At 69.3% G+C, this 12,322-nt stretch carries 12 protein-coding genes and 2 rRNA genes; 7 read left to right on the top strand and 7 right to left on the bottom strand.

What is annotated here, in order from left to right:
• The 3 genes from C4V41_RS58695 to C4V41_RS58680 form a co-directional block, all read left to right on the top strand.
• Nucleotides 1-157, top strand: a 23S ribosomal RNA gene (locus C4V41_RS58695); the annotation flags it as partial.
• A gap of 70 nt (nucleotides 158-227) precedes the next feature.
• Nucleotides 228-344, top strand: a 5S ribosomal RNA gene (rrf, locus tag C4V41_RS58690).
• A gap of 1,240 nt (nucleotides 345-1,584) precedes the next feature.
• The gene (locus C4V41_RS58680) at nucleotides 1,585-2,526 is read left to right on the top strand and encodes a serine hydrolase (protein WP_235031076.1); all 942 of its coding nucleotides are present in this window, start codon (nucleotides 1,585-1,587) and stop codon (nucleotides 2,524-2,526) included.
• Here C4V41_RS58680 and C4V41_RS58675 read toward each other — a convergent pair.
• Genes C4V41_RS58675 through pstS form a run of 5 tightly spaced genes read right to left on the bottom strand, consistent with a single transcriptional unit; the run spans nucleotide 2,495 to nucleotide 6,980 of the window.
• Nucleotides 2,495-3,193, bottom strand: a complete 699-nt coding sequence (locus tag C4V41_RS58675; protein WP_235031075.1) for a response regulator transcription factor — start codon at nucleotides 3,191-3,193, stop codon at nucleotides 2,495-2,497. The two genes, C4V41_RS58680 and C4V41_RS58675, sit on opposite strands and share 32 nt — an antisense overlap.
• Before the next feature lie 26 nt (nucleotides 3,194-3,219).
• Nucleotides 3,220-3,996 carry a phosphate ABC transporter ATP-binding protein PstB gene (gene pstB, locus C4V41_RS58670; RefSeq protein WP_103964721.1) on the bottom strand — a complete coding sequence of 259 codons (777 nt, stop codon included), beginning with the start codon at nucleotides 3,994-3,996 and terminating at the stop codon, nucleotides 3,220-3,222.
• Nucleotides 3,997-4,011: 15 nt separating this feature from the next.
• The gene (gene pstA / locus C4V41_RS58665; RefSeq protein WP_103964720.1) at nucleotides 4,012-4,887 is read right to left on the bottom strand and encodes a phosphate ABC transporter permease PstA; all 876 of its coding nucleotides are present in this window, start codon (nucleotides 4,885-4,887) and stop codon (nucleotides 4,012-4,014) included.
• A complete protein-coding gene (gene pstC / locus C4V41_RS58660; protein WP_103964719.1) occupies nucleotides 4,884-5,864 on the bottom strand; it encodes a phosphate ABC transporter permease subunit PstC in 981 nt (326 codons plus the stop codon). The genes pstA and pstC overlap by 4 nt, the downstream gene beginning before the upstream one ends.
• 6 nt (nucleotides 5,865-5,870) lie before the next feature.
• Nucleotides 5,871-6,980 carry a phosphate ABC transporter substrate-binding protein PstS gene (gene pstS, locus C4V41_RS58655; protein ID WP_103964718.1) on the bottom strand — a complete coding sequence of 370 codons (1,110 nt, stop codon included), beginning with the start codon at nucleotides 6,978-6,980 and terminating at the stop codon, nucleotides 5,871-5,873.
• A 120-nt stretch (nucleotides 6,981-7,100) separates the two neighbouring features.
• Here pstS and C4V41_RS58650 point away from each other — a divergent pair, with 120 nt between their 5' ends.
• Together C4V41_RS58650 and C4V41_RS58645 are read left to right on the top strand one after the other, a co-directional pair.
• Nucleotides 7,101-7,574, top strand: coding sequence for a low molecular weight protein-tyrosine-phosphatase (locus C4V41_RS58650; RefSeq protein ID WP_103964717.1), 474 nt, complete (start codon nucleotides 7,101-7,103; stop codon nucleotides 7,572-7,574).
• Nucleotides 7,561-8,349 (top strand): fructosamine kinase family protein, encoded by a 789-nt coding sequence (locus tag C4V41_RS58645; protein WP_103964716.1) that lies wholly within the window; start codon nucleotides 7,561-7,563, stop codon nucleotides 8,347-8,349. The genes C4V41_RS58650 and C4V41_RS58645 overlap by 14 nt, the downstream gene beginning before the upstream one ends.
• Here the strand turns inward: C4V41_RS58645 and C4V41_RS58640 are convergent.
• Nucleotides 8,346-9,179: a TetR/AcrR family transcriptional regulator gene (locus tag C4V41_RS58640; protein WP_103964715.1), complete on the bottom strand. Its 834-nt coding sequence runs from the start codon at nucleotides 9,177-9,179 to the stop codon at nucleotides 8,346-8,348. The two genes, C4V41_RS58645 and C4V41_RS58640, sit on opposite strands and share 4 nt — an antisense overlap.
• A 64-nt stretch (nucleotides 9,180-9,243) precedes the next feature.
• Here C4V41_RS58640 and C4V41_RS58635 point away from each other — a divergent pair, with 64 nt between their 5' ends.
• Nucleotides 9,244-10,941, top strand: a complete 1,698-nt coding sequence (locus C4V41_RS58635) for a right-handed parallel beta-helix repeat-containing protein (protein WP_103964714.1) — start codon at nucleotides 9,244-9,246, stop codon at nucleotides 10,939-10,941.
• Here C4V41_RS58635 and hisN read toward each other — a convergent pair.
• Nucleotides 10,931-11,728 carry a histidinol-phosphatase gene (hisN, locus tag C4V41_RS58630; RefSeq protein ID WP_103964713.1) on the bottom strand — a complete coding sequence of 266 codons (798 nt, stop codon included), beginning with the start codon at nucleotides 11,726-11,728 and terminating at the stop codon, nucleotides 10,931-10,933. The two genes, C4V41_RS58635 and hisN, sit on opposite strands and share 11 nt — an antisense overlap.
• A gap of 99 nt (nucleotides 11,729-11,827) precedes the next feature.
• Here hisN and C4V41_RS58625 point away from each other — a divergent pair, with 99 nt between their 5' ends.
• Complete coding sequence (locus tag C4V41_RS58625; RefSeq protein ID WP_103964712.1) at nucleotides 11,828-12,283, top strand: DUF4442 domain-containing protein; 456 nt, start codon at nucleotides 11,828-11,830, stop codon at nucleotides 12,281-12,283.
• Nucleotides 12,284-12,322: the final 39 nt, after the last annotated feature.

Below are 12,322 nucleotides of genomic sequence, written 5' to 3'. Positions count from 1 at the left end.
CGCTGAAAGCATCTAAGCGGGAAGCTCGCCTTGAGATGAGGTCTCCCACCACGAGAGTGGGTAAGGCTCCCTATAGACGATGGGGTTGATAGGCCGGAGGTGGAAGCATGGTAACGTGTGGAGCTGACCGGTACTAATAGGCCGAGGACTTGACCACAAAGCATTCTTGCTCGCGTCCACTAGGCAATTCTGAGACAACAAACGCGTGTTTGTTTGTTTCATGGGGTTACGGCGGTTATGGCGGGAAGGAAACACCCGGTTACATTCCGAACCCGGAAGTTAAGCTTCTCTGCGCCGATGGTACTGCACTCGGGAGGGTGTGGGAGAGTAGGTCACCGCCGGACAATCTTTGAAAGGGCTCCGACGCCTAGCGCGTCGGGGCCCTTTTTGCGTTGTGGGGTGTTTCGGTCGTTCGGTGACGATGGGCTGTCGTGAGGGCCGCGGGTTCGCGGGTTGTGTGATCTCCATGCCATCGTCTCTCCGCGCGGCCGTCTCTCCGCGCGGCCGTCTCTCCGCGCGGCCGTCTCTCCGCGCGGCCGTCTCTCCGCGCGGCCGTCTCTCCGCGCGGCCGTCTCTCCGCGCGGCCGTCTCTCCGCGCGGCCGTCTCTCCGCGCGGCCGTCTCTCCGCGCGGCCGTCTCTCCGCGCGGCCGTCTCTCCGCGCGGCCGTCTCTCCGCGCGGCCGTCTCTCCGCGCGGCCGTCTCTCCGCGCGGCCGTCTCTCCGCGCGGCCGTCTCTCCGCGCGGCCGTCTCTCCGCGCGGCCGTCTCTCCGCGCGGCCGTCTCTCCGCGCGGCCGTCTCTCCGCGCGGCCGTCTCTCCGCGCGGCCGTCTCTCCGCGTACCTCGGTACCTCGGCCTGCACGGTCACGTCGAGGGCCGTGGGCGACTCGTCGGCGATCAGCAGGTCCAGCTCGCAGGCCAGAGGCCACTCGCAGGCCAGAGGTCAGAGGCCAGCGCCATGGCGATGGCCGCCCGCTGCCGCTGCCCGCCAGAGACCTCGTGCGGGTGCACGCTCGCGACCCGTTCCGGCAGGCGTACCTCCTCCAGCGCGGTCAGGACGGCGGGCTGTTTCTCCGAGCGGCCGTCGCCCAGGGTCGGTCGGTCCGGCCCGCGAGGAGGGCCCTTCGGCTGGTCCTGTGAGAGCTCGGGCTATGCGAACAGCCGGATCAGGCCGCCTGCCTGGGCCTTGGCGATGGGGTCGCAAGCGGATGAGGCCGCAAGTGGGTGTGGCCGTGAGTGGGTGAAGCCGTGAGTGGGTGTGGCCGTAAGCGGATGAGGCTGTGAGTCGGAGTTGCTGCGGCGCGGGGCTCCCGTGTCCGCCCAGCATCGTGCCGGTGCAGCCCCCGCGTTCGAGTGTCCTCGAACTGGCTGGGGCGCCCGCGTTCCATCGCTCTCGGTCCTCGGACTGCGGCAGTTCCCGTGGCCTGTCACACCCTCGGTCCGTCGCGACCTGAGCATCCCCTGTGCCAGATCTGCCGGCCTGTGCGTCTGCCCGGCGGAGTTGGTGGTTGGGGGGAGGGCTGGTCGTGGAACTGGTTGTTGTGGGTGGCTAGCGGGGCGGGGGGATTTGTCGTGATAATGCTCGGATGATCGCGGTCGGGGCGAAGGCGATACCGCGACTGGTCATCGCGCTGGTCATCGCGATCGCCCTGGTCCTGCCGCTGGTGTCGGTGAATCGGCAGGATCCGGCCCACCTCCAGACGCCTGTGCCGGTGCCCGCCGCTGCTGTGCGGCAGGTCGCGACGCTCTACCGGCTTGAGGACAGGGTGGGCAGGGAGGCCGTGGCGGCGGTGCCGACTGAGCGGATCGGTGAGCGGCTCGATCGGTTTCTCGCGGGCCGGGGTCAAACGGTTACGGCCATGGTCAAGGATCTGGCTACCGGGCGGCTCTACCGTTATCACGGGCACGAGCGGCTGATCACTGCCAGTGCGGCCAAGGTGCAGATTCTCATGGCGCTGCTGCGGCGTACCTCATGGAAGGGGTTGCCCGCGGGGGTCAGGCGGGATGCCGAGCTGATGATCCGCTACAGCGACAACCATGCCGCCGATCGGCTCTGGCTGCGGATCGGGGGTGCGGATGGGTTCACCGAGGCGGCGCGGGCGTTCGGGATGAAGCACACGCGGGGGGTGCCGGGGGAGTGTGTGGATCTGTACTGCTGGGGGATTACCCGGACATCCGCCGACGATCAGGTCAGGCTCATGGCGGGCCTGGTGGCCGGGAAGAGCAGGCTCACGGCCGGCGGGCGGAAGGAAGTGCTGCGGCTCATGGGCGCGGTCGTCGACGGCCAGGACTGGGGGATCAGCGCCGCCGCGTGCAAGGGCGACCGCGTGGCGCTGAAGAACGGCTGGCTGAAGCGCGTCTCGACCAAGCGCTGGGCCGTGACCAGCGTGGGGCTGATCAGAAGGGGTGACCGGGACTACGCGATCGCCGTACTCACCGAGGGGAGTCCCACGGTGGAGTACGGCATCGCGACGGTCGAAGGGGTGGCCGAGCGGATCATGCGTGGATTCCGGAAATGCCGGGCGTGACCAGTCGGTAGCCCACCCCGCGTACCGTCTGGATGAGCTGGTCGTCCTCGTCGCCCAGGCGTGCCCGCAGCCGTTTGACGTGCACCGCGATGGTGTTCGTCGAGGTGTTGGCGGCGGCGTGCCACACGTGGCGCATGATCTGCTCCCGGGTGACCGTCCGGTCGGCGTTGCGCATCAGATACTGCAGCAGCTCGAACTCTCGCAGCGGCAGGTGTACGGCGCGGCCGCTCACGCGTACCTGATAGGCCTGAATGTCCAGCTCGACCCCGCCCACGGCCAGCACCTTGCGGGACTCGGGTGAGGCCGCCTGGATGAACGGCAGCAGTTCCGGCACCCGGTAGGGCCTGGCCACGCAGGCGGCCGCCCCGGCCGCGAGCGCGCGTACCGCCTGCTCGGCGTGCCCCTCACCGACACCGAGCAGGACGGGTACGGCTCGCGCGAGCCGTACCGCGCGTACGAAGTCGACCGCGTCGATGACCGGCAGCGCGGCCGAGACGAGCACCACGTCCGGCTGCAGGGCGCCGGCCTGCAGCAACCCCTGAGCCCCGTCGGAGGCTCCGGTTACGGCCACGCCCTCGCGTTCGAGGGCCGTGGCCACGTCCTCGACGACGGCGTCGTCGGGGTCGGCGATGAGCAGCACGGGCTTGGTCCTCGTGTCCCCGTTCATCGTGGATGCCGCCTGCTGTTGGATCATCAGCCGAAGCGCCCCGTGATGTAGTCCTCGGTGGCCTTCTGTGATGGGTTGGTGAACATGCGGGAGGTCTCGTCCATTTCGATGACCTTGCCGGGCTTGCCCTGCTCGGCGAGGTTGAAGAACGCGGTCCTGTCGCTGACCCGGGCGGCCTGCTGCATGTTGTGGGTGACGATGACGATGGTGTACTGGTCCTTGAGCTTGCCCATCAGGTCCTCGATGGCCAGCGTGGAGATCGGGTCGAGGGCCGAGCAGGGCTCGTCCATCAGCAGGACCTCGGGCTTGACCGCGATGGCCCTGGCGATGCAGAGGCGCTGCTGCTGACCGCCGGACAGCCCCGCGCCGGGTTTGTTGAGGCGGTCCTTGACCTCGTTCCAGAGGTTGGCGCCCTTCAGCGACTCCTCGACGACGCCGTCCATCTGCGACTTGGCGACCCGGCCGTTGAGACGGAGGCCGGCGGCCACGTTCTCGTAGATCGACATCGTGGGGAACGGGTTGGGGCGCTGGAAGACCATGCCGATCATCCGGCGGACGGAGACGGGGGCGACGGTGGGGGCGTACAGGTCCTCGCCCTCGAGCAGCACCTTGCCCTCCACGCGAGCGCCCGGGATGACCTCGTGCATGCGGTTGAGCGTGCGCAGGAACGTCGACTTGCCGCAGCCCGACGGTCCGATGAAGGCGGTGATCGAGCGCGGCTCGATGGTCATGGACACGTCCTCGATCGCCTTGTGCGACCCGTAGTACGCGTCGAGACCCGAAACCTGGATCTGCTTGGACATGGCGTTGGTTACCCCCTATCGGCCCCTGGCGGGCGCACGCCACCAGGCGATCAGGCGCGCCACCAGGTTGAGCAGCATGACGATCAAGATGAGCGTGAGGGCTCCGGTCCACGCGCGGTCGATGGCGGTGTCGTTGGGACGTGCCGCCTGGTCGAAGACGAAGAGGGGGAGGCCCATCTGCGGCCCGTTGAACGGGTCGTTGTTGATGGAGTTGGTGAAGAAGACCGTCAGCAGCAGCGGAGCGGTCTCGCCGGCGACCCTGGCCACCGCGAGCATGACGCCGGTGACGATGCCGGTGAGCGCGGTCGGCAGGACGACCTTGAGGATCGTGCGCCACTTGGCGACGCCCAGCGCGTACGAGGCTTCGCGCAGGTCGTTGGGCACCAGCCGGAGCATCTCCTCCGCCGATCTGACCACGGTCGGCATCATCAGGATCGACAGCGCGACCGCGCCCGCCCAGCCCGAGAACGCGAAGCCGAGGAAGAGGACCCAGAACGCGAAGACGAACAGGCCCGCAACGACGGAAGGGACGCCGGTCATGACGTCCACGAAGAAGCTGATGGAACGGCTCAGCCGGCCGCCGTTGCCGTATTCGACCAGGTAGATGGCGGTGAACAGGCCGATGGGCACCGAGATGAGCGAGGCCAGCAGGACCTGCTGCAGGGTGCCGATGATCGCGTGGTAGGCGCCGCCGCCCGCGTCTCTGGCCCCGATGCCGTTCATGGAGTGCGTGAGGAACTCCATGTCGAAGCGGGTCATACCGTTGGAGATCACCAGCCACAGGACCGAGATCAGCGGAATGACGGCCATGGCGAACGCCAGGTAGACCAGGCCCTGGACGATCTTGTCCTTGACCCGGCGGCCGGTCGAGATGTGTTGGATGGCGGTCATGCGCCGGCCCTCGCGTACTCCTTGCGGCGGTTGATGATCATCCGCGCGGCCATGTTGACCAGCAGCGTGATGACGAACAGCACCAGACCGGAGGCGATCAGGGCGCCCCGGCCGATCTGGGTGGCCTCACCGAAGCCGTTGGCGATGTTCGCGGCGATGCTGTTGGCGTGTGGGGTGAGGATCTCGAAGGTGATGTCGAAGGTCGCCGGGAAGATCAGCGCGACCGCGATGGTCTCGCCCATGGCGCGGCCGAGGCCGAGCATGGCGGCGCTGATGATGCCGGGGCGGCCGAACGGCAGCACGGCCATCCTGATCATTTCCCAGCGGGTGGCGCCGAGCGCGAGCGCGGCTTCCTCGTTCATCTTGGGGGCCTGGAGGAACACCTCGCGCGAGATGGCCGCGATGATCGGCAGGATCATGATCGCCAGGACGATGCCACCGGCGAGCATGGTCTTGCCGCCGATGATGCCCTCGCCGGCGAACAGCGGGAACCAGCCGAGGTTCTCGTTGAGCCACTGCGACGGCGTCCGCATCAACGGCACCAGGAACGCCACGCCCCACAGGCCGTAGACGACGCTGGGGACGGCGGCGAGCAGGTCGACCAGGTAACCGAGCGGGGCGGCCAGCCGGCGGGGCGCGTAGTGCGAGATGAACAGCGCGACGCCGATCGCGATCGGCGTGGCGATGATCAGCGCCAGTACGGAGCTGAGCACGGTGCCGAACGCCAGCGCGCCGATGCCGAACACCTGCGCGCTGTTCGGTTCCCAGGTCAGTTCGGTGAAGAAGGAGCCCTTGTTCGCCTGCAGGGCGGGGATCGCCTCGCTGATGAGGAACACGGCGATGGCCGCCATGATCGCCAGCAGGACGACACCCGCTCCGGTGGAGATGAACCGGAAGACGCCTTCACCATGGCTGCGCCGCGAGGCGGGCCGGCTCGTGGCCGACCCGCCGTCACGGGTGCGTACGTTGGTCGTCATGAGAGATTAGGAGATCGCCTCGACAGCGCTGCGGACCTTGGTGAGCAGCGCGCCGGAGAGCGGGGCGTAGCCCAGGTCCTTCAGCGCCGCCTGGCCCTCGTCGCTGGCGGTGTAGGTGAGGAAGCTCTTGACGATCTTGGATTCCTCGGCCGGGAGACCCTTCTCGCAGGTGATCTCGTACGTCACCAGCACGATCGGGTAGGCGCCCGCGGTCTTGGTGGCGTAGTCGATCGACAGGGCGAGGTCGTTGCCGGTGCCCTTGACCTCGGCGGTCTCGACCGTCTTGGCCGCGCTCTCCGGGGTCAGCTCGACGAACTCGCCGGCGCCGTTGGCGACCTTGGCCTTCTGGAGGCTGGAGTTCTCGGCGTACGAGAACTCGACGTAGCTGATCGCGCCCTCGGTGTCCTTGACGGAGGAGGCGATGCCGTCGGAGCCCTTGGAGCCCTGGCCCTTGGCCTCGGCGGGCCACGCCTTGGCGGGCTCGTGCGGCCAGCCACCGGTGGCCTTGAGGAACTTGGTGAAGTTGTCGCTGGTGCCCGACTCGTCCGAGCGGTGGAACGCCTGGATCGGCGAGGACGGCAGCTTGGCCTCGGGGTTGTCGGCCTTGATGGCGGCGTCGTCCCACTTGGTGATCGTGCTGTTGAAGATGCCGGACAGCGTCTTGGGCGACAGCTGCAGGCCCTCCACGCCGGGCAGGTTGTAGACCACCGCGACCGGACCGGTCACCATCGGGATGTTGATGGCCTTGCCGGTCTTGCAGCGGGCGTCGGCCTGGGCGGGCTCGTCTTCCTTGAGCGCCGAGTCAGAGCCGGCGAAGGACACCGTCCCCTGGATGAACGCCTGCACACCGGCACCCGAGCCGCTGGGCTGGTAGTTGAGGGTCACACCCGGGTTCGTGGCCGCGAAGTTCTTCGTCCACTCGGTGATCGCGTTGGCCTGGGCAGAGGAGCCCGCAGCGTTGATCGTGCCGCTCAGGCCATTGTCGTTGCCCGCGGCGGCGGGGGCACTCGCGCTGGCGCCGGTGGTGCTGCTCGAGGCATTGTTATCTGTGCCGCACGCAGCGAGCGAGAGCGCGCCGACGACGGCTACGGCGGCGAGCCGGCCTGCATACTTCACGGTTGGGTTCCTCCCACTTGGTCCTTAGTCGCCATGAAGCTATGCAGCCAAGGTGACTCGGACCCCCCAACCAGGGTGAACGTTCGGTGAACGCGCCAGGTCACCCTCATGATGGGTGCCATGACCTATCGCGTATGCCTCGTGTGCATGGGAAACATCTGCCGGTCGCCGATGGCGGAGGTGGTGCTCCGCAAAACCCTCGAAAATCACGGCCTTGGCGATCGTGTCGTCGTCGAGAGCGCCGGTACGGGCGGCTGGCACGTGGGTGATCCCATGGATGAACGGGCGCTGGAGATTCTGGCTCTGCACGGTTACGACGGCGCCGAGCACCGGGCCCGGCAGTTCACCGGAGACTGGTTCGACCGGTACGACCTCGTGCTCGCCATGGACCGGGACAACGTGTCCAATCTGCGGCGGCTCGCCGCTCCTGGTGGGGAGGTGCGGCTTTTCCGGTCGTTCGACCCGGACGCGCCTGAGGGGGCCGAGGTGCCGGATCCGTACTACGGGGGGCGGGAGGGGTTCGAAGAGGTGCTCGCGCTGGTCGAGAGCGCCTCTGAGGGCGTGGCGGAGCACATCGCCGATGAGATTCACTGAGGATCTCGGCTCGTCGCACGGGTGGCGGCTGCGGCGGGGCGTGCTCGACGACGGGCGCGAGGTGTTCGCCAAGAGCGGGACCGCCTCCTCCGGGGTTTTCGCCTCGGAGGCCGCGGGGCTGCGGTGGCTGGGTGAGGCCATCGCCGTGCCCGAGGTGATCGAGGTGGGTCCCGGCCGTCTCGTGCTGTCCTGGGTACGCCAGGAGCCGCCCGGTGCCGTGGCCGCCGAGCGGTTCGGGCGTGCGCTGGCCCGGCTGCATCGCGCGGGCGCGCCTGCCTTCGGGGCGCCGTGGCCCGGGTTCATCGCCGAGCTGCCGATGGACAACTCGGCCGCCGATGACTGGCCGTCCTTCTACGCCTCGCGGCGGGTGCTGCCGTTCCTGCGGATGGCGCGGCTGCCGGCGTCGGACGTCGCGCTGGTGGAGCGGGCCGTGGAGCGGTTCGCCGAGGTCGCGGGGCCCGCGGCGGCGCCGGCGCGGATCCACGGGGATCTGTGGAGCGGGAACGTGCTGTGGTCGGGCGGGTCGGCGGTGCTGATCGATCCGGCGGCCCATGGCGGGCATCGGGAGACGGATCTGGCGATGCTGGAGCTGTTCGGGCTGCCGTATCTGGATCGGGTGCTGGGGGCGTACCGGGAGGAATGGGCGCTTGCGGAGGGGTGGCGGGAGCGGGTGCCGCTGCATCAGCTCCATCCGCTGCTCGTGCACGTGGTGCTGTTCGGTGGGGGTTATCGGGAGAGTTTGATGGGCGCGGTACGGCGGGTGCTGGCGCTCTAGACGTTCTTGCGCTTCCGGTAGGCGCGTTGCTGGCAGGCGCGGGAGCAGTAGACGCGCGGGCGGCCGGACGGGGCGGCGTCCAGTGAGGTGCCGCATTCAGGGCAGATTTCGTCACGGCTTTCGTCACGTTCTTGGATGAGGGTGGCGATGCCGTCCAAGAGGCGGCGCAGGCCGAACTCGAAGGAGTTCTCTGGGTGGTCCCAGCCGCCCGTCTCCCACAGGCGGGTGATGGTGGGGTAGCGGTCGAGCCGCTCGTACAGGGAGTCGCGGGCGCCCCACCACTCCTGCTCGGACACGCCGCTGCGCCGCTCCTCGCGCCGGGTCTCGATCAGGAGCAGGGCCTCGGCGTCCACGAACCGGCCGACCAGGCCGACGACCGCGATCACCTCGGACGGCCTGAGCGCGGTGTCCATCAGGGTGCTCAGCATGTAGTCGTAGTGCGCGACGCCGTTGGGGCCGGGCAGGTGGCGGCTGCCGCGTACCTCGGCCAGCCAGGGATGCCGCCGGCGGATCTGCCACGCCTGCCTGGCCACGTCCTCCAGCCGGACCCGCCAGTCGCCCTCGGGCGGCGCCTCCGGGTGCTCGCTCAGCACCTGGTCGAGCATCAGGTCGACGAGCTGGTCGCGGCCCGGGACGTGGCGGTAGAGCGACATGGTGGTGAAGCCGAGCCGGTCGGCGACCTTGCGCATCGACAGCCCCTCCAGGCCCTCGGCGTCGGCCAGCTCGACGGCGGCGCGCACGATCCTGCCCAGGCTCAGCCCCGGTCGCGGCTCGCGCTCCGCCGCCCGCCACAACAGCTCGATGCCGTCGTCCGGATTCTCCTGTGTCATTGGCGCCTCCCTTGTTTATGGTGTAATACTACGTGTACGGCATAAACAGCAAAGGCGGTAAGAGATGTTCCAGATCTACGTCGCTCCCACCGGGGACGACTCCGGGCCCGGCACCTTCGAGCGGCCCTTCGCCACCCTGGAGCGTGCCCGGTCGGCGGCCAGGGAAGCCGACGGGGGCGCCGTCGTCCAGCTCAGGGGCGGGACCCATGTGCTGGACCGGCCGTTCGAGCTCACCGAGGCCGACTCGGGGACCGTCTACCAGGCGTACGGGTACGGCACCCCCTCGCAGGAGGAGGCCGTGGTCAGCGGCGGCCGGACGATCACCGCGTGGGAGGAGCGGGACGGCCTCTGGGCGGCCGAGGTCGGCGACCTGGAGACCCGCCAGCTCTACGTCGACGGCCGCCGGGCCACCCGCGCCGGCATCGACGCCCTGCCCGGCTCGGCGCCGAGCGCGACCGCCACGGGTTACGTCACGGACGGAGAGCTCGACTGGCACAGCCCGGGGGACGTCGAGTTCGTCCACCGGGGCGTCTACCCGTGGACCGAGGCCCGTCTGGGCGTGGCCGAGGTGTCGCGTGACGGGGACACGACGGTGATCACCATGGCGGCGCCGGCCTTCGGGTGGGCCTCCGAGCTGTACAACTCCACCTGGGAGGGCAACACCTCCAGCGGTCCCGGGCTGCCCACCAGGATCGAGAACGACGCCAGTTTCCTGCGCGAGCCGGGCACTTTCGTGCTCTCGGGGCAGGTGCTGCTCTATCTGCCGCGGCCCGGTGAGGACCCGGCGCGTACGCGGGTGGTCGCGCCGGTCCTGGAGAAGCTGGTGAACGTCGCCGGGGCGCGGGAGGTGGCGTTCAAGGGGCTGGTGTTCGCCGACGCCACCTGGCTGCGCCCGAGCCGGCCTGAGGGCTTCGTGCACTACCACGGCAGCGGCTACTACGAGGGCGGCGGCGTCGAGGTCGCGGTTCTGGGCGAAGGCTCGTCCGTGACGTTTCCCGCCACATCCGTGACGATTCCCGCCTGCGTCACCTTCGAGGACACCACCGGCGTGGTGATCGAGGGCTGCCGGTTCACCCGGCTCGGGGCCTCCGGGCTGGGCGTCTCGGGCGGTGAGGGGCTCACGGTGCGCGGCTGTGAGTTCGACACGCTCTCCGCCGGGGCCGTCGTGGTGTCGGGCAGCGGCGGGACCACGATCGAGGACAACCGGGTGCGCGGGATCGGGGTCGAGTACAGCGGGTCGCCGGGGATCGCCGTGACCGGCACGCGGGGGTGCGTGGTGGCGCACAACGAGATCTCGGACGTACCGCACTGCGGGATCGTCTTCGGGCCGGGCGAGGGCTCGAAGGTGCTGTCCAACCTCACCGTGGACACCATGCGGGTGCTGGCGGACGGGGGCGGGATCTACCTGGCGGGGGCGCAGGGGGAGTCGCATGACAACGGGGCCGTGGTGCGGGGCAACGTCATCAAGGACACGCGGACGCCGTACAACTTCGGGCTCTACACCGACTACGGGGCCAGTTGGGTGACCGTGGAGGAGAACGTGGTCATGCGGGCCGACAACACCGCCGTGCTGCATGTGGGGCCGCCGCTGGAGAACGTGATCTATCGGGGGAACTTCTGGGACGCCGATCCGCTCGGGCATGACGATCCGCCGAGCGGGGTGACGTACGAGGGGAATGTGACCCTCAAGGATGAACACGAGCTGAACGCCGCGACGGCCGCCATCCGGTCGCGCGCGGGCCGGTGGGTGCCTAGCTCCTGACGGTGGTCCCGTTGAGGCGGTTGATCACCTCGGTGTGCAGGGTGCCGTTCGTGCAGACGAGGCTGCCGCCCTCCAGGCCGCGTACGCCGGCGACGTCGGTCCAGATGCCGCCGGCCTCCTCGACGATCACGGTGAGCGCCGCCATGTCCCACGGCGACAGCTCGGGCTCGGCCGACAGGTCCACCGAGCCCTCCGCGACCATCATGTGCGACCAGAAGTCGCCATAGGCCCGCGTGCGCCAGCAGGAGCGGCCGAGGTCGAGGAAGTTGTCCAGCTTGCCGGTCTTCTCCCAGCCGCCGAAGCTCGAGTACGAGAACGAGGCGTCCTCCAGAGAGGCCACGGACGACACTTTCATCCGTGACGCCTTGGTCAGGCTCTTGCCCGTCCACGCCCCGCCCTCGGCCGCCGCCCACCACCGCCGGCCGAGGGCGGGGGCGGACACCAGGCCGACGACGACCTTGCCGTATTCCATGAGCGCGATCAGCGTGGCCCAGACGGGGACGCCGCGCACGTAGTTCTTGGTGCCGTCGATGGGGTCGATGATCCAGGACCGGGCACCCCACCCGGTCTTGCCGAACTCCTCGCCCACCACCGCGTCGCGTGGCCTGGCGCGGCGCAGCGTGCCCCGGATGGCCTCCTCCACCGCGCGGTCGGCGTCGCTGACCGGCGTCAGATCGGGCTTGGTCTCGACCTTGAGGTCGACCGCCTTGAACCGCCGCATGGTCAGGTCATCGGCGGCATCCGCCATGACATGGGCGAGACGAAGATCATCCGAGTAACCCTGCACGATCGCCCACGCTACCGTGTCGGGTATACAGAACATCAGTCACCTGCGCCCCTTTTCTGGGAGCCGCTCGCGTGGTTACCGACCAGTAGCATTACTGACATGTCGCTAGATGTCGGTGCACTCTTGCTGGAGACCGTCCCTTTTGCCCGCACTTTGGGCATCGTTTACGACGCGGTGGGTGAGGGGCGGGCGGTCTGCCACGTGCCCGACCGCGACGCACAGCGCAACCACGTCGGGGGACCGCACGCGGGGGTGCTGTTCACGCTGGCCGAGTCCGCGTCGGGGGCCGCGGTGCTGTCGCTGTTCGGCGACCAGCTCGACCGGGCGGTGCCGCTGCCCACGACGGCGACCATCGCCTATCGGAAGGTGGCCCTGGGGGAGATCCGCGCGGAGGCGCGGGTGCTGGCGGGGCGGGAGGAGGTCGTGGCGCGGCTGGACGCGGGGGAGCGGCCGGTGTTCGACGTGGCGGTGGACCTCACGAACGGGGACGGGACGGTCGTCTCATCCCTGACCGTCACCTGGACCCTCCGCCCGAACCGCCCCGCCACCACCTGACCCTCACGTCGGCGACACCGGCGCTGCCCGCCCGCGCCG

Source organism: Nonomuraea solani (assembly GCF_900108335.1).
GTDB lineage: Bacteria > Actinomycetota > Actinomycetes > Streptosporangiales > Streptosporangiaceae > Nonomuraea > Nonomuraea solani.
This window is presented reverse-complemented; position numbering and strand designations above follow the sequence as displayed.

Coding starts and splice junctions, on each gene's coding strand:
- C4V41_RS58640 (WP_103964715.1), bottom strand. CDS start 9,179: ATGACACAGGAGAATCCGGACGACGGCATCGAGCTGTTGTGGCGGGCG.
- C4V41_RS58635 (WP_103964714.1), top strand. CDS start 9,244: ATGTTCCAGATCTACGTCGCTCCCACCGGGGACGACTCCGGGCCCGGC.
- C4V41_RS58625 (WP_103964712.1), top strand. CDS start 11,828: ATGTCGCTAGATGTCGGTGCACTCTTGCTGGAGACCGTCCCTTTTGCC.
- C4V41_RS58680 (WP_235031076.1), top strand. CDS start 1,585: ATGATCGCGGTCGGGGCGAAGGCGATACCGCGACTGGTCATCGCGCTG.
- C4V41_RS58645 (WP_103964716.1), top strand. CDS start 7,561: ATGAGATTCACTGAGGATCTCGGCTCGTCGCACGGGTGGCGGCTGCGG.
- pstB (WP_103964721.1), bottom strand. CDS start 3,996: ATGTCCAAGCAGATCCAGGTTTCGGGTCTCGACGCGTACTACGGGTCG.
- pstC (WP_103964719.1), bottom strand. CDS start 5,864: ATGACGACCAACGTACGCACCCGTGACGGCGGGTCGGCCACGAGCCGG.
- pstA (WP_103964720.1), bottom strand. CDS start 4,887: ATGACCGCCATCCAACACATCTCGACCGGCCGCCGGGTCAAGGACAAG.
- C4V41_RS58675 (WP_235031075.1), bottom strand. CDS start 3,193: ATGAACGGGGACACGAGGACCAAGCCCGTGCTGCTCATCGCCGACCCC.
- C4V41_RS58650 (WP_103964717.1), top strand. CDS start 7,101: ATGACCTATCGCGTATGCCTCGTGTGCATGGGAAACATCTGCCGGTCG.